The sequence below is a fragment of the Aquamicrobium lusatiense genome, from assembly GCF_014201615.1.
Classification (GTDB): domain Bacteria; phylum Pseudomonadota; class Alphaproteobacteria; order Rhizobiales; family Rhizobiaceae; genus Mesorhizobium; species Mesorhizobium lusatiense.
Map to the genome: position 1 here is coordinate 15798 of NZ_JACHEU010000010.1, position 14897 is coordinate 30694.

The following is a 14897-nucleotide window of genomic DNA, read 5'->3' on the forward strand; positions in this document are numbered from 1 at the left end:
GGGAAGCTAGCCTGCTGGGCGGGGCACGCAAATGTGTCAGCACCCATCAGGGCAATTGGGCCAGAGCCGACGCCGAGCGACCGGACGCAGGGTCCGGTCAGTTCCTGTCGTCGGGGAAAACAGGGATCGGCATGAACTCTATGCCGTCCTCTGCAAGGCCCTTCGCCTCTTCCAGCGTCGCCTCGCCATAGATGCCGCGCGCATCCGCTTCGCCGAAATGGATCTTGCGGGCTTCCTCGGCGAATTTGTCGCCGACATAGTCGGCATTCTCCCGCACCTTTGTCGCCAGCGCCTTGATCTCCTCCAGCGCCCGGCGCTGCGCCTCACCCATGGCCAGCGCCATCTTTTCCTTCTTCTTCGACGTGGAGACTGCGGGCGCCATCAGCGCCTTTTCCACCTTTGAAGAACCGCAGGCCGGGCAATCGACGAAGCCGCGCTTCTTCTGGGTTTCGAAGTCGTCGCTGCTGCGAAACCAGGCTTCAAACTCGTGGTCGTGCTCGCAAACGAGGGAAAAGCGGATCAAGCCTCTGCCCTTTCGACTGTCCGGCCGGCGCCGTCCGCCAGCGTGAACTCCCGTGCATTCTTCAGGTTCGGTATCTTGCCGCGCGCAGCAGCCGATTGTGAGGGGTCGATTTCGGCCACGACGACGCCCGGCCGGTCGTGATCCGCCTCGGCAAGCACACGTCCCCACGGATCGACGATGAGCGAATGGCCGAACGTCTCGCGCCCGTCCTCATGCTGGCCGCCCTGTGCGGCGGCAACGACGAAAGCGCCGTTCTCGATAGCCCGCGCGCGCAGGAGAACATGCCAGTGCGCCTCGCCGGTCTGCCGGGTGAACGCCGCCGGCACGGTCAGCACCTGTGCGCCGGCCAGCGCCTCGGCGCGAAAAAGCTGCGGGAAACGCAGATCATAGCAGATGGCAAAGCCCAGCGTCGCATCGTTGATCCGGGCGGTGACGGCGTGTGTTCCGGGCTCGTAGGCCGCGGATTCGCGCCAGCTTTCGCCATGATCGAGATCGACGTCGAACATGTGGATCTTGTCATAGGTGGCGAGCGTCTCGCCGGTGGGGGAAAACAGCAGCGCCCGGTTGGCCACCTTGCCGTCCTCACGCAGGATCGCCGTTGAGCCGATATGCAGGAACAGGCCGAGTTCTTCCGCAAGACGGCGGGCGGTGGCGACGATGATGTCGCGATCCTCGGGCACGAAGAGTTTTTCGCGCGCTTCCTTTTCACGCACCATGGCGCCGGTCATTTCAGGCGTCTGCACATAGGTTGCGCCGAACCCTGCGGCTTCGCGCACGAGCGCCTCCATGTCCCGTGCGTTGCGCTCAGGCTCCATGCCCGAACGCATCTGGACCGCTGCTGCCCTGAACACTCCCATCTGCTTTATCCTCCGATGTCAGGCGTCCTGTGCCAGCAGTGCGTCGAGCCTGCCGGTTTCTTCCAGTGCATGCAGGTCGTCGCATCCGCCGACATGCTGCGCACCGATGAAAATCTGCGGAAATGTGGTTCGACCGTTGGCGCGGGAGATCATCTCCTGGCGCAGCTCCGGCGAAAACGAAGCATCAAGCTCCTTGTAGGCCACGCCCTTGCGGTCGAGAAGCCGTTTTGCCGCCGAACAATATCCGCACATGGCGCGCGTGTAGATGGTTACATTGACCATTGGTCAACAATCCTGCCTGTTTCACAGAATTCATATAGGCTCTGTCGTTGCAGGCTGGAAGTCCCCCCGGCCGGCATCCGTCCCGGCGCCCGGCAGCACACGCGCGACGGTGAGCACGTCCACTGCCCCCGCCCCACCCTTTTTCAGGGCAAGAGTCACGGCCCGCACGGTGGCGCCGGTCGTGTAGACATCGTCGATTAGCAGCACCCTTCGCCCCGCTATCGCAAGCATCCCTTCCGGCGGCACGCGGAATGCACCTCGCAGATTGTCCTCGCGCTCGCGCCGCTCCAGCCCGACCTGCGGCCGCGTCTGGCGCACGCGCTTCACTACAGAAGGCTCGAATCTTATGCCCGAACGCGCCGACAGCGCGCGGGCAAGCTCAGCCGACTGGTTGAACTTGCGACGAAAGAAGCGACGCCAGTAAAGCGGAACCGGCACGATCACCTCTGCCTCGGCGAGCAATTCCGCGCCGGCCCTCTGCATCCATCCGGCCATCCACGGCGCAAGATCGGTGCGATCGTGATATTTGAGGCCCCGCACCATGTCGCAGGCCACTCCGCTATAGATCACGGCCGCGCGGGCGCGCTCAAAGGGCGGCGGATCGGCCAGCGCCTCGCCCGACAGGAAACCCTCGCCCATTTCATGCGGAAACGGCGTGCCCATGACGGGGCACCACGGCCGCTCCAGAAAGGTCAGGCTCGGCCAGCAGGAACCGCACAAAACGCCGGGCTGGCTGACCTGACGGCGACAGCCGGCACACACCGGGGGAAACAATATCCGCGCCGGCCAGTCGAAAATGGTTCGGCCAAGCCCCTTGATCTCCCCCCTCCAATCGGCCACCTGATTGCCAGTTGGTAAGCCCAGATGGCAAATTAAGCAGAAAATCCGGAAGCGCAATACGTGGTGCAGACCCTCTTCGACACCCCTCTCTGGCTGGTCCACAAGCGTCGGGCTCAGCGTCTCGATGTCGCCGGCGCGGACTTTCTCATGCGCCATGCCGCCGACGATCTGGCCGAGCGGCTTTCGGCGGTCGACCGCCGGTTCGGACAGGCGGCAGCACTTTTTTGCCAGACGCCAGCGGCAATGGCGGCGATCACCGACAGTGGCAAGGCGCAAAGCGTCGTGCGGGTGGAGTGCGACGCCTGTTTCGCCGGCGGTGCGGACACGATACTCGCTCCGTTTGAGACCGTGCCGCTCGAACCGGAAAGCATCGACCTCGCCATCTCGCTCATGTCCTTGCAGACGATGAACGACATTCCCGGCATGCTGGTGCAGATCAGGCGCGCGCTGAAGCCGGACGGCTTGTTTCTCGGCGCCATGGCTGGCGCAGGCACGCTGGCCGAATTGCGCGAAAGCCTTCTTGCGGCAGAAACAGAGCTTCATGGCGGCATCAGCCCGCGCATCAGCCCCTTCGTGGATGTGCGTGATGCCGGCGCCCTGTTGCAGCGCGCCGGATTTGCGTTGCCCGTCGCCGACATCGAGACCATGACGGTGCGCTACGATCATATGTTCGCGCTGATGGCGGACCTGCGCGCCATGGGCGAAACCAACGTGCTGGCCGATCGGTCACGCCGCCCGGCCACGCGCGCGCTGTTCGCCCGCGCAGCCGAAATCTACGCCGAGCGCTTCTCCGATCCGGACGGGCGCATCAGGGCAAGCTTTCCCGTGGTGTGGCTGTCAGGCTGGGCGCCCGATGCTTCGCAGCAAAAGCCGCTGAAGCCAGGCAGCGCGAAGATGTCGCTGGCTGAGGCCCTTCAGAACTCTACAAAGCAATGAAATCCCGGCTTCCGGCCAATTTCCGGCAGGGAGCGTCGCAGGGTTCGCGAAGCAGGCCTTAACGGACCGAGCCGACCAGAACCTGCTGGTCGTCTCGGATCGAGACCCAGCGTCCGGTATGGTTCGAGGCCTGACGCTTCAGGTACCGATAGCCGGTGTCTTCCCACGAACGCACGTCATCACGCAGGTTGTCGAGAATGAAGTCGCCCTTGCTGGTGCGCACCGTCAGCACGGCATGGCCTTCACCATCGGGCTTGCGAACCACGGTGATGAGCAGGTCGGAAAGCGGAACACCCATCTTGTTCAGCTGGCGGCGCTTTTCCAGCACATAGTCCTCGCAATCGCCAACGCCATTGTCGGGATAGGCCCAGACTTCTTCCTTGCCGTAGATTTCCATATCGCTCATGGGCGTGACGGCCGCGTTGACGCCGACGGAAACCTTCACCAGCATGTCCCACAGCTGCTGCGTCATCTTTACCGGGCCGCGATCGACCGTGCGGATGGAGCATTCAGCCTTGTTGATCTGGCAGAAATCGTAATGGCCGATTGGCTGCGAGGTGATGCCACTCGTCACCATGGAGCCGGCCATCACAGCCGGCACACCAAGAGCCAGCACGGCTGCCAGCCCGGTCATGCCTGTCATGATGGCGCGCAAGCGCAGCCCTGAGGGAAAAGAAGTCATTGGCCCGCTCGCCTCTGTTCGTTAACAAAACGTTAACGGCGATTTACACTTCGTGTCAATTGACCTGAAGGTGAGCCTTGAAACATGGTTAAGGAGAGCGGCGAATGTGCAACAGTCGCCGCTGCCTCGGCGTCAGGAAGGTCTGGAGCGTACCAGACGCGGCTTCGCGGCCGCGGCATCCTGCCTGTTGCTGGCGATGAAATCCATGATGCGCGGGGCAATCTCGGCACGGAAACGTGAACCGTTGAACACGCCATAGTGACCGACGCGCGGCTGCATGTAGTGGGCCCGCCTGGAATCCGGCAGGTTCACGCAAAGGTCGTGCGCGGCCTGCGTCTGGCCAAGCCCCGATATGTCGTCGTTCTCGCCTTCGACCGTAAACAGCGCGACATTGCGAATGGCGCCCGTATCGACAAGCTTGCCGCGATGCCGCATTTCGCCCTTCGGCAGGGAATGGCTGATGAAGACGCTGTCGACCGTCTGCAGATAGAATTCTGCCGTCAGGTCCATCACAGCCAGATACTCATCATAGAAATCGCGGTGCTTCTCTGCGCTGTCCCCGTCATCCTTGACGAGGTGCATGAAGAAGTCCTTGTGCGCGATCATGTGGCGGTCGAGGTTCATGCTCATGAAGCCCGACAGTTGCAGGAAGCCCGGATAGACCTTGCGGCCGAAGCCGGGCGCCGGCCACGGCACTTCCATGATGGCGTTGTCGCGAAACCACTCCAGCCCTTTTTCCTCGGCCAGCACGTTCACGGCGGTCGGGCTGCGGCGCGTGTCGATCGGGCCGCCCATCAGCGTCATCGACGCCGGGGCAAGCGGGTCGCCGCGCTGCTCCATCACCGCAGCGGCCACCAGAACGGGCACGGAAGGCTGGCAGACCGCCATCACATGCGTGTCCGGGCCCAGCGTGTTCAGCATGTCGATCACGTAGTCCACGTAATCGTCGAAATCGAAACAGCCGTCCGAAGCCGGCACCATGCGCGCGTCGGTCCAGTCGGTGATGTAGACGTCCGCGTGCGGCAGCATGGTTTCCACGGTGCCGCGCAGAAGCGTCGCATAGTGGCCGGACATCGGCGCAACGATCAGAAGCTTTGGATCCGGACGCCGGCCAGCCGGCAGATCCCGATGAAAATTCAGCAGACGGCAAAAGGGACGCGACCAGACGACCCTTTCCGCAACGTCGACCGTGGCCCAGTCTACCTTTGTTGTATGAAGCCCGAACTCCGGCTTGCCATAGTGGCGGGTGCTACGCTCGAAAAGCTCTGCCGTCGCGGTCACCGATCGCCCCCACACGGTTCCCGAAAACGGATTGAGCGGGTTGGAATAGAGCGCGTGCATGGCATCCGCAAAAGCGCGGGCGGGCTGCAATGCGGCATGATTCAGTTCGTAAAGCTGATAGAACATCAAAAGTCCTTGCCACCTGACGACCTATGAGGACGGCGACGCCGGACCTTCACTGTCGGACCGTGAAATTAACAACATATTGCTGCTATGCAATATTCCATGCAACAAAGTGCCAAATTCCTGTGCGCACAGCGTAATTTCACCCGCCGGCTAACACCTTCCCAACGATTCGCTTTCTGGACTAGCCGCATGGGGCCGCTTATAAGCGGTTTCAACAAGGCTGGAGCGTTGGGCGGCCGGACGAAATCGTCCGGCACCGCAGCAATATGGCTACAAAGAAATATCTGGAGCAGCGAACCCACATTCGCCAGAATGATCGCGGCTCCAGCGTGAAAGGCATTTCATGACCGCGCCCGATCAGACCAGCGTTGCCACGGTGGCAACCTCCGGCCTCGATATCGCATTGTTCACACGGCCCTGGGTTTTCATCCGCGGCGTGCCGGCGATGAAATTTCTGCCGCCCGAAGGCCCGCCGGAGATCGCCCTTGCCGGCCGCTCCAATGTCGGCAAGTCGTCGCTCATCAACGCGCTGGTCTCGAGAAAGGGTTTGGCGCGCACCTCCAACACCCCCGGTCGCACGCAAGAGCTGAACTACTTCGTTCCAGACGGATTTTCCGGGCAGGATGCCGATCTGCCCCCGCTGGCGCTGGTCGACATGCCCGGCTACGGCTACGCGCAGGCGCCCAAGGAGCATGTCGATCAGTGGACGAAGCTGGTGTTCGACTATCTGAAAGGCCGCGTGACGCTGAAGCGCGTCTATGTGCTCATCGATTCCCGCCATGGCATCAAAGCCAATGACGAGGACGTGCTGTCCCTGCTCGACAAGGCAGCCGTTTCCTATCAGATCGTTCTGACCAAGACTGACAAGATAAAAGCCGCCGGCGTGCCGCGGCTGATCGAGGATACAGTGCAGAAAATCCGCAAGCGTCCGGCAGCGTTCCCGGCCGTGCTGGCGACCTCTTCGGAAAAGAATCAGGGGCTGGACGAGTTGCGGGCCGCCATCATCCAGTGCGCACGTGGAGAATAGTCCCTTATGGGCTGCTCATGGCCTGGCTGATCTTTGAATCGTTCGATCCCCACATGGCCGTTACCTGATCCGCGGCTCCGCCGAGCGCCACGATGATGGCAAGCGTGATCAGTGTAGCGATAAGGCCATATTCGATCGCGGCAGTGCCGGTCTGGTCTGCAAGGAACTGCCGGATGAGAACGACCATGCGCGAATGCCCCTCTTTTGAAGAGAACCTATCGGGCAGGGATTAAGGAAGGTTAACGCAACAGCGTTAACGCAGGGTAAAGTGCCGCGGTTCAGCAATCTCCGCTGCGTGAGCCATTGGCGCGAATGATGCAGACGCCGGTGTTGGAAGCCTGCAACACGCTTCTGCGCATGGTGTATGTGTTTGTGCCACGCGCCACGGAACCCGTGCTCATGAAATCAAGTCCCGCCGGCTCGGCGCGGGACAACTGGTGAGCGGTCCTGTCCGCCAGATATGGCGTTACCAGCAGGGTGAGGGCGGCAGCCGCCGTTCCGAAAAGCAGCGAAAGCCGCAACATGCCCATGCCTCCGCGTCTCACGACCGCCTGGCGACGCCCGCGAATTCTTTCCCAGTCGTTGTCGAGACTCAAACCGGCCTCCCCGGAAAATTGCCCACACCCCTACGGACCAGCAAAGGACCGAAGCCATGTTCAGTTTTTCAGAACATGCTTAATACAACCTTAAAGCGAAATGCGGGAGGCGTTGCCGCGTTACAGGAGATCGATCAGGAAGGGGATCAGCGGCGCATCGGCCGGCGGCATCGGATAGTCGCGCATCTGGCGCGGGCGCACCCATTTCAGCGCCTGCGCCTCGCGAGGCTGCGGCGTGCCGGTGAAGCGCCTGCACACATAGAGCGGCATCAGCAGGTGGAAATCGTCATAGGTGTGGCTGGCGAAGGTCAGTGGTGCAAGGCACGGAATCTGCGTCTCGATGCCGAGCTCCTCGCGCAGCTCCCGCACCAGGCATTCCTCCGGCGTCTCGCCCTGCTCCACCTTGCCGCCGGGAAATTCCCACAGGCCTGCAAGCTGCTTGCCTTCTGGCCGCTGGGCGATCAGCACCCGTCCGTCGGCATCGACGAGCGCGCAGGCGCTGACCAGCAAAAGACGTCTCGGCTTGTCGGTCACGCTTTCAGGCTCCGGGCGGACGGCGATAGTGATAGCGATAGACCTCGGTGAACCCGAGGGAACGGTAAAGCGCAAGCGCCGGCTCGTTGGCGGCTTCCACCTGCAACCATGCCTGCCGTGCCCCGCGCAGGCGCGCCCATTTCAGCGCCGAAAGAACCAGCTTGCGGCCATGCCCCTGCCGACGCTCTCCGGCACGGGTTGCAATCTCGAACAGCCCGGCCAGATCACCGTCGTGAACGCAGATCAGGCTGGCAAGCGGCTCATTCCCGCGTTCCATCGCAAACAGTCCGGTTTGCGGCTGTATCGCGCCGATGATCTCGGAAAGACCCGCACGCAGAGAAGCGTCGGCCCCCTGCACTTCCAGCGAAGCCGACACGAAGCGTCCGATATCCTTCAACGGAATCTGGTCGATGGCCTCATCAACCTGCGCCTCGACCAGCGGCATGCTCATGACCAGCGAGTCGTCGAAGCGGGACCAGCCCTCGCCATCGAACCATGCGGAAAGCTCAGGCCCTGCCAGCGGCGACACGCGAAACGTCAGGGGACGACCATAGGACTCGAAACGGCGTCCGGCGCGCGCCACACGCTCCGTGATGCTGGCCACATCGCCCCGGTCGAGCGGATTGACGGAGTTGAGACGCTTGGCCGGATGCCCGGCGGTCAGCCGGATCACCCAGGTGCCATCGTAATGGACAGCAGCAGCCGGCCATGCGCGGAAGCCCGCCGCCTCGAAGCGGCGCACCGAAGCCAGTTGCTCGCTCGGATGGATCACGGTGGTCAGCTCCGATAGTCTCCGTTGATGGTGACATATTCCTTGGTCAGGTCACAGGTCCACACCGTGGCCTTGCCCCTGCCGATGCCCAGATCGACCCGGATGGCGATCTCATCGCGTTTCATATAGGCCGATGTCGCCTCTTCGGAATAGGAAACGTCGCGCTCGCCCTCATGGGCGAGGCGATTGTCGCCGAACCAGATCGACAGGCGGTCGCGGTCGGCCGGCTCGCCCGCCTTGCCGACGGCCATCACCACCCGACCCCAGTTGGCGTCCTCGCCGGCGACAGCGGTCTTGACCAGCGGCGAATTGGCGATGGCAAGCGCGATGCGCTTGGCCGAGCGTGCCGATTTTGCGCCCTCCACGGTGATCTCGATCTGCTTGCGTGCGCCCTCGCCGTCGCGCACAACCTGCAAGGCCAGCGACTTCAGGATCTTGCCGAGTGCGCGCTTGAAGGACGACAGGCGCGGATCCTTCACGTCGTTGATGGCAGGCGCGCCGCGCTTTGCAGCGGCGCCGGTCGCAAACAGCAGCAGCGTGTCGCTGGTCGAGGTGTCGGAATCGACGGTCACCGCGTTGAAGGTCTTTGCCGTGCCGCCGGACAGCAGCGCCTGCAACACAGGCGCGGCGATCGGCGCATCGGTGGCAATAAAGGAGAGCATCGTCGCCATATCCGGCGCGATCATCCCCGCGCCCTTGGCGATGCCGTTGATGGTCACGTCAACGTCACCAAGCTTCACCGTCGCCGTCGCCACCTTGGGATAGGTGTCGGTGGTCATGATGGCGCTGGCGGCCTCTTTCCAGAGCTCGGGCTTTGCATCGCTGACCAGCGCATCGAGCAGATGCGTGAAACGGGCCGGATCGAGCGGTTCGCCGATCACGCCCGTGGAGGCGAGGAAAACCTCGCTTTCGGAACAAGCTGCTGCCTTCGCCGCCGCCTTGCCGGTGGCGGAGGTCGTCTCGCGGCCCTTCTTGCCGGTGAAGGCATTGGCATTGCCCGAATTGACGACCAGCACCCGCGCCTTGCCGCCCGGCAGGTTCTCCCGGCAGAAGTCGACCGGGGCGGAAGGACATTTCGAGCGGGTGAACACGCCAGCCACGGCAGTGCCCGCATCAAACACCATGGCCAGCAAATCGGTGCGGCCCCTGTACTTGATGCCCGCTTCCGCGGTCGCCATGCGCACGCCCTCGATGGCCGGCATTTTCGGATATTTCTTGGGGGCAAGCGGGGAAATGGCAGCGGACATGTGGCCTCGGCTGAAAAAGGTGGAACGCGACAGGATTTGCCTCATCGCGCAACGTCACGCAAGGCGTTTGAAGGTTCTGGAGGGCCCGTCATGAAAAAGGCCGGTCATGGGACCGGCCTTTCTGTTTCCCCATCCAGGGAAACTGGCTTATTCGCCGTCGGCGCTTTCGACGGCCTTCTTCAGGTCAGCGTCGGGAATGTCGATCTTGGCCGCCGCGCGGGCATCCTTGACCAGCGCGAAATACTTGTCGCGGATCAGCAGCGACTTGACCTGCTCCTTGACCATATCGAACGCCGGCGGCTCCTTGGCGCGCTTGTCCTCAACCTTGATGACGTGCCAGCCGAACTGCGTCTGCACCGGCTCCTTGCCATAGCTGCCCGGTGCGATTTCGAAGGCGGCCTTTTCGAATTCCGGCACCATCTGGCCGGGACCGAAATAACCGAGATCGCCACCGCTGGTCTTGCCGCTCGGGTCGGTGGTATGCTCGTTGGCGAGCTTCTCGAAATCGGCGCCGCCGTCCAGATCCTTGACGATCTTGTCGGCCTCTTCCTTGGTCTTCACCAGAATATGGCGGGCGTGGACCTCGTTGACGGGCGTGGTGGCTGAGATTTCCTTGTCGTAGCGGGCGCGGATCTCGTCATCCGTGATCTTGCCGACAACTTCCTTCTCGACGAGCTGGCCATGCAGGGCACGGGCCTGGAGGAAGGCTGCGCGGCGCTGGAAATCCTCATCCTTGTCGAGGCCTTCAGCAATTGCCTTGTTGGACAGCACCCTCACTTCGATCGCGGCCGAGAGAGCTGCTGCACGGCGCTGGGCCTCAGGCAACTGCGCGAACTGCTGCGCCAGCTCGCTCTGCGCGAGTTCCAGATCGGCTTCGGTGATCGTCTGCCCGTCGACGGTGGCGACGACGGCCTTTGGATCGACCGGGGTTGCAGCTTCTGCCGCAGCTGCGGCCGGAGCCTGCTCCTGAGCCGCGAGCGGCGCCAGAGCCAGAGCGGAAAGGCCGACGGCCATGCCAAGGCTGGCAAGCGACACGCGACGGTACGAAAATGACATGAAAGAAACTCCGGTGGAGATTGCGAACAGTTTCAAAGCACTTCCAGTTAGCGAAAATGTGGCGGAATTCCGCGCATTCATGCGAAAAAGATCGTGCCGTTGACATCGGTGGTGGCGACTCTTATCTGTCCCACGACTTTGCGTCCATAACCGTTTTCCAAGCGATTTATGGTATTCCCTATGCGCAATGGCGGATATGACGGAGCAAACCGGCATCTGCCGCGATATTCAGGATTGCAATTGAAAGGGCCATTTCATGGTCAGTCTTGGCGGACTCGCCCGTAAGATCTTCGGTTCCTCAAACGATCGGCGCATCAAGGCGACCCGAGCCCGGGTTGCGGAAATAAACGCGCTGGAGGAGGAGCTCAAGGCTCTTTCCGACGAACAGCTGAGAGCGCGCACCGACGAATTCCGCAAACAGCTTGCCGATGGCAAGACCCTCGACGACCTTCTGATTCCCGCCTTCGCCACCGTGCGCGAGGCGGCGCGGCGCGTGCTCGGCATGCGCCCCTTCGACGTTCAGATGATCGGCGGCATGGTGCTGCATAATGGCGGCATCGCCGAGATGCGCACCGGCGAAGGCAAGACTCTGGTCGCCACCTTGCCGACCTATCTCAATGCCCTCACCGGCAAGGGCGTACATGTCGTTACCGTCAACGACTATCTCGCCTCGCGCGACGCGAACTGGATGGGCAAGCTCCATCGGTTTCTCGGCCTCACGGTGGGCATCATCGTCCACGGCCTCTCCGACGAAGAGCGCCGCGATGCCTATGCCTGCGACATCACCTACGCCACCAACAACGAGCTCGGCTTCGACTATCTGCGCGACAACATGAAGTATGATCGCGCGCAGATGGTTCAGCGCGGCCACAACTACGCCATCGTCGACGAGGTGGACTCCATCCTCATCGACGAGGCCCGCACGCCGCTGATCATCTCCGGTCCGCTTGAGGACCGTTCCGAGATGTACAATACCGTCGATGCCTTCATCATCCAGCTCAAGCCGGAAGACTACGAGGTCGACGAAAAGCAGAAGACAGCCATCTTCACCGAGGATGGCACCGAGAAGCTCGAAGGCATGCTGCGTGCCGCCGGCCTGCTGAAGGGCGACGGGCTATACGACGTCGAGAACGTCGCCATGGTTCACCACGTCAACAACGCGTTGAAGGCGCACCGCCTGTTCCAGCGGGACAAGGACTATATCGTCCGCGACAACGAAATCGTCATCATCGACGAATTCACCGGCCGCATGATGCCCGGCCGCCGCTATTCGGAAGGCCTGCATCAGGCGCTGGAGGCCAAGGAACACGTCCAGATCCAGCCGGAAAACCAGACTCTGGCCTCGGTGACCTTCCAGAATTACTTCCGCATGTATGAGAAGCTGTCGGGCATGACCGGCACGGCGCTGACCGAAGCCGAGGAATTCGGCAACATCTACGGTCTGGAAGTCACTGAAATCCCGACCAACCTCCCCGTCCAGCGCATCGACGAGGATGATGAGGTCTACCGGACGGTCGAAGAGAAATACAAGGCGATCGTCAGGGAAATCAAGGAGGCGCGCGCCAAGGGCCAGCCGATCCTCGTCGGCACCACCTCCATCGAAAAGTCCGAATATCTGGCTGAGAGGCTTAAGAAGGACGGGCTGACCGACTTCGAGGTGCTCAACGCCCGCCATCACGAGCGCGAAGCATCGATCGTCGCGCAGGCCGGAAAGCCGGGCGCAGTCACCATCGCCACCAACATGGCCGGCCGCGGCACCGATATCCAGCTTGGCGGCAATGCCGACATGCGCATCGAGGAAGAGCTGGGCGACATGCCGGCCGGCCCCGAGCGCGAGGCGCGAGAGAAGGCGATCCGCGAGGACATTGCAAGGCTGAAGGAGCAGGCGCTGGCCGCCGGCGGGCTTTACGTTCTCGCCACCGAGCGCCACGAATCGCGGCGCATCGACAACCAGTTGCGCGGTCGCTCCGGCCGTCAGGGCGACCCCGGCCGCTCCAAATTCTATCTCTCGCTTCAGGATGACCTGATGCGCATCTTCGGCTCCGAGCGCATGGACAGCATGCTCCAGAAGCTCGGCCTGAAGGAAGACGAGGCCATCATTCATCCGTGGATCAACAAGGCTCTGGAAAAGGCCCAGACCAAGGTTGAGGCCCGCAACTTCGACATCCGCAAGAACTTGCTGAAATATGACGACGTCGCCAACGACCAGCGCAAGGTGGTGTTCGAACAGCGCATCGAGCTGATGGACGGCGAAGGCCTCGGCGAGACGATCGCAGAGATGCGGACCGGCGTCATCGAGGAAATCGTCAACAAGGCAATCCCCGAGAACGCCTATCCCGAACAGTGGGATCTGGCAGGTCTGCGCGCCGAGGTCGCCCAGTACCTCAATCTCGACCTGCCCGTCGAGGAATGGGCGAAGGAAGAAGGCATCGCCGAGGACGATATTCGCCAGCGCATTACCGAGGCCGCCGAGGCCGCCGCGAAGGACCGCGCCGAACGCTTCGGGCCGGATGTGATGAACTATGTCGAACGCTCGATCATGCTGCAGACGCTCGATCATCTGTGGCGCGAGCACATCGTCAACCTCGACCATCTGCGTTCGGTGATCGGCTTCCGCGGCTACGCTCAGCGCGACCCGCTGCAGGAATACAAGGCCGAGGCCTTTGAACTGTTCCAGGCCATGCTGGGCAATCTGCGTCAGGCTGTTACCGCACAGCTGATGCGTGTCGAACTGGTGCGCCAGGCGGCGGACGCTCCTCCCCCCGAGGCGCCGGAGGCGCATGGCCAGCACATCGACGCCACCACCGGCGAGGACGATTTTGGTGATTCGGCCGTGCTGCTGCGCGCTGATGCCAGCGCCGTCATCGCCCCCGAGGACCGCGATCCGGCCGATCCGGCGACATGGGGCAAGGTCAGCCGCAACGAGCCCTGCCCCTGCGGCTCCGGCAAGAAGTACAAGCACTGCCACGGCACCTTCGCCTGATCGGCGAAGGCTTTTCCTAAGAACAAAAAAAGCCCGCTGATAACAGCGGGCTTTTTTTATTGCCGTAAAGACAGCAGACGTCAGCGAGTCGGCACAGGATGCTCACCGCGGTAATCGTAGAAGCCGCGGCCTGCCTTGCGGCCCAGCCAGCCGGCCTCGACATATTTCACCAGCAGCGGGCACGGGCGGTACTTGGAATCCGAAAGGCCGTCATGCAGCACCTGCATGATCGACAGGCAGGTATCGAGGCCGATGAAGTCGGCGAGCTGGAGCGGACCCATCGGGTGGTTGGCGCCAAGCCGCATCGCCGTATCGATCGCCTCGACCGAGCCCACGCCCTCGTAAAGCGTGTAGATCGCCTCGTTGATCATCGGCAGGAGGATGCGGTTGACGATGAAAGCCGGAAAATCTTCCGAGACGGTGATCGTCTTTTCGAGAGCATTCACATAGGCCTTCGCCGTCTCGAAGGTCTGGTCATCGGTGGCGATGCCGCGCACCAGCTCGACCAGCTTCATCACCGGCACCGGGTTCATGAAGTGGATGCCGATGAAGCGCTCCGGACGATCCGTCTGCGCCGCAAGGCGCGTGATCGAGATGGAGGAGGTGTTGGTCGCAAGAATGGCCGCCGGATTGAGCTGCGGACAAAGCTCGGCGTAAATCTTGCGCTTGACCGTCTCGTCTTCCGTCGCCGCCTCGATGACCAGATCGGCAGCGGCCAGATCGGACATGGACTGGGCGCCGGAAATGCGCGAAAGCGCTTCCTTGCGGACCTGTTCGTCGAGCTTGCCGGAAGACACCTGCCGCGCAAGGTTGCCACTGATGGTGGCGAGACCCTTTTCAATGCGGTCGGAGGAAATGTCGTAGACGAGCACGTCATAGCCGGCGAGAGCCGAAACATGCGCGATGCCTCCGCCCATCTGCCCCGCTCCGACGATGCCGACCGTTCCGATCCTGCTCATTCCTGACCCCGTCTGATTGATATTTGTGCACTGCAAACTAAAAGGACGGGGCGACTGCGTCCACCCCGTCCCTGACAGTTTAATACGTATTGCGCCGGGCGGTCAAAGCGCCTTTTGGAGCTCTGGGATGATGGTGAAGAGGTCGCCGACGATGCCGTAGTCGGCGACCTGGAAGATGGGGGCTTCCTCGTCCTTG

The 14897-nt window shown here is 62.3% G+C and carries 16 protein-coding genes; 3 read left to right on the plus strand and 13 right to left on the minus strand.

What is annotated here, in order from left to right; translation table 11 throughout:
- Positions 1-97 precede the first annotated feature (97 nt).
- From HNR59_RS20505 to HNR59_RS20520, 4 genes are read right to left on the minus strand one after another with little or no spacing between them, the layout of a single operon-like run.
- The gene (locus tag HNR59_RS20505) at positions 98-523 is read right to left on the minus strand and encodes a DUF1178 family protein (protein WP_183833192.1); all 426 of its coding nucleotides are present in this window, start codon (positions 521-523) and stop codon (positions 98-100) included.
- Positions 520-1380 carry a carbon-nitrogen hydrolase family protein gene (locus HNR59_RS20510; RefSeq protein ID WP_183833194.1) on the minus strand — a complete coding sequence of 287 codons (861 nt, stop codon included), beginning with the start codon at positions 1378-1380 and terminating at the stop codon, positions 520-522. The genes HNR59_RS20505 and HNR59_RS20510 overlap by 4 nt, the downstream gene beginning before the upstream one ends.
- A gap of 18 nt (positions 1381-1398) precedes the next feature.
- Complete coding sequence (grxC, locus tag HNR59_RS20515) at positions 1399-1662, minus strand: glutaredoxin 3 (protein ID WP_183833196.1); 264 nt, start codon at positions 1660-1662, stop codon at positions 1399-1401.
- A 30-nt stretch (positions 1663-1692) separates the two neighbouring features.
- Positions 1693-2502 carry a ComF family protein gene (locus HNR59_RS20520; RefSeq protein WP_425488691.1) on the minus strand — a complete coding sequence of 270 codons (810 nt, stop codon included), beginning with the start codon at positions 2500-2502 and terminating at the stop codon, positions 1693-1695.
- Positions 2503-2565: 63 nt separating this feature from the next.
- Between HNR59_RS20520 and HNR59_RS20525 the strand changes: the two genes are divergently transcribed.
- Positions 2566-3438: a methyltransferase domain-containing protein gene (locus tag HNR59_RS20525; protein WP_183833229.1), complete on the plus strand. Its 873-nt coding sequence runs from the start codon at positions 2566-2568 to the stop codon at positions 3436-3438.
- A 58-nt stretch (positions 3439-3496) separates the two neighbouring features.
- On the opposite strand, the gene HNR59_RS20530 is transcribed toward HNR59_RS20525, so the two are convergent.
- Both HNR59_RS20530 and HNR59_RS20535 read right to left on the minus strand, forming a co-directional pair.
- Positions 3497-4120, minus strand: a complete 624-nt coding sequence (locus tag HNR59_RS20530; protein WP_183833200.1) for a transglutaminase-like cysteine peptidase — start codon at positions 4118-4120, stop codon at positions 3497-3499.
- 132 nt (positions 4121-4252) lie between these two features.
- A complete protein-coding gene (locus tag HNR59_RS20535; RefSeq protein WP_183833203.1) occupies positions 4253-5527 on the minus strand; it encodes a polyhydroxyalkanoate depolymerase in 1275 nt (424 codons plus the stop codon).
- 343 nt (positions 5528-5870) lie between these two features.
- Between HNR59_RS20535 and yihA the strand changes: the two genes are divergently transcribed.
- A complete protein-coding gene (gene yihA, locus HNR59_RS20540) occupies positions 5871-6554 on the plus strand; it encodes a ribosome biogenesis GTP-binding protein YihA/YsxC (protein WP_183833205.1) in 684 nt (227 codons plus the stop codon).
- Positions 6555-6558: 4 nt separating this feature from the next.
- Here yihA and HNR59_RS20545 read toward each other — a convergent pair whose 3' ends face one another.
- The 6 genes from HNR59_RS20545 to HNR59_RS20570 all read right to left on the minus strand — a co-directional run bounded on the left by HNR59_RS20545 (position 6559) and on the right by HNR59_RS20570 (position 10759).
- The gene (locus HNR59_RS20545; protein ID WP_183833207.1) at positions 6559-6741 is read right to left on the minus strand and encodes a Flp family type IVb pilin; all 183 of its coding nucleotides are present in this window, start codon (positions 6739-6741) and stop codon (positions 6559-6561) included.
- Between the two features lie 91 nt (positions 6742-6832).
- The gene (locus HNR59_RS20550; RefSeq protein ID WP_246374895.1) at positions 6833-7078 is read right to left on the minus strand and encodes a hypothetical protein; all 246 of its coding nucleotides are present in this window, start codon (positions 7076-7078) and stop codon (positions 6833-6835) included.
- A gap of 192 nt (positions 7079-7270) precedes the next feature.
- Complete coding sequence (mutT, locus tag HNR59_RS20555; protein WP_183833211.1) at positions 7271-7684, minus strand: 8-oxo-dGTP diphosphatase MutT; 414 nt, start codon at positions 7682-7684, stop codon at positions 7271-7273.
- A 4-nt stretch (positions 7685-7688) separates the two neighbouring features.
- Positions 7689-8456 (minus strand): GNAT family N-acetyltransferase, encoded by a 768-nt coding sequence (locus tag HNR59_RS20560; protein ID WP_183833213.1) that lies wholly within the window; start codon positions 8454-8456, stop codon positions 7689-7691.
- 5 nt (positions 8457-8461) lie between these two features.
- On the minus strand, positions 8462-9703 hold the full coding sequence (gene argJ / locus HNR59_RS20565; RefSeq protein WP_183833215.1) for a bifunctional glutamate N-acetyltransferase/amino-acid acetyltransferase ArgJ: 1242 nt from the start codon (positions 9701-9703) through the stop codon (positions 8462-8464).
- Positions 9704-9850: 147 nt separating this feature from the next.
- Positions 9851-10759 carry a peptidylprolyl isomerase gene (locus HNR59_RS20570; protein WP_183833217.1) on the minus strand — a complete coding sequence of 303 codons (909 nt, stop codon included), beginning with the start codon at positions 10757-10759 and terminating at the stop codon, positions 9851-9853.
- 256 nt (positions 10760-11015) lie between these two features.
- Here HNR59_RS20570 and secA point away from each other — a divergent pair, with 256 nt between their 5' ends.
- The gene (secA, locus tag HNR59_RS20575; RefSeq protein WP_183833225.1) at positions 11016-13742 is read left to right on the plus strand and encodes a preprotein translocase subunit SecA; all 2727 of its coding nucleotides are present in this window, start codon (positions 11016-11018) and stop codon (positions 13740-13742) included.
- A gap of 80 nt (positions 13743-13822) precedes the next feature.
- Here secA and HNR59_RS20580 read toward each other — a convergent pair whose 3' ends face one another.
- Positions 13823-14701 (minus strand): 3-hydroxybutyryl-CoA dehydrogenase, encoded by an 879-nt coding sequence (locus HNR59_RS20580; RefSeq protein WP_183833227.1) that lies wholly within the window; start codon positions 14699-14701, stop codon positions 13823-13825.
- Positions 14702-14897 lie beyond the last annotated feature (196 nt).

What these genes read in the sequence shown, in the direction of transcription:
- HNR59_RS20510 (WP_183833194.1), bottom strand. Translation starts at nt 1,380, where the DNA reads ATGGGAGTGTTCAGGGCAGCAGCGGTCCAGATGCGTTCGGGCATGGAG.
- grxC (WP_183833196.1), bottom strand. Translation starts at nt 1,662, where the DNA reads ATGGTCAATGTAACCATCTACACGCGCGCCATGTGCGGATATTGTTCG.
- HNR59_RS20530 (WP_183833200.1), bottom strand. Translation starts at nt 4,120, where the DNA reads ATGACTTCTTTTCCCTCAGGGCTGCGCTTGCGCGCCATCATGACAGGC.
- HNR59_RS20535 (WP_183833203.1), bottom strand. Translation starts at nt 5,527, where the DNA reads ATGTTCTATCAGCTTTACGAACTGAATCATGCCGCATTGCAGCCCGCC.
- yihA (WP_183833205.1), top strand. Translation starts at nt 5,871, where the DNA reads ATGACCGCGCCCGATCAGACCAGCGTTGCCACGGTGGCAACCTCCGGC.
- HNR59_RS20545 (WP_183833207.1), bottom strand. Translation starts at nt 6,741, where the DNA reads ATGGTCGTTCTCATCCGGCAGTTCCTTGCAGACCAGACCGGCACTGCC.
- HNR59_RS20550 (WP_246374895.1), bottom strand. Translation starts at nt 7,078, where the DNA reads ATGTTGCGGCTTTCGCTGCTTTTCGGAACGGCGGCTGCCGCCCTCACC.
- argJ (WP_183833215.1), bottom strand. Translation starts at nt 9,703, where the DNA reads ATGTCCGCTGCCATTTCCCCGCTTGCCCCCAAGAAATATCCGAAAATG.
- HNR59_RS20570 (WP_183833217.1), bottom strand. Translation starts at nt 10,759, where the DNA reads ATGTCATTTTCGTACCGTCGCGTGTCGCTTGCCAGCCTTGGCATGGCC.
- secA (WP_183833225.1), top strand. Translation starts at nt 11,016, where the DNA reads ATGGTCAGTCTTGGCGGACTCGCCCGTAAGATCTTCGGTTCCTCAAAC.
- HNR59_RS20580 (WP_183833227.1), bottom strand. Translation starts at nt 14,701, where the DNA reads ATGAGCAGGATCGGAACGGTCGGCATCGTCGGAGCGGGGCAGATGGGC.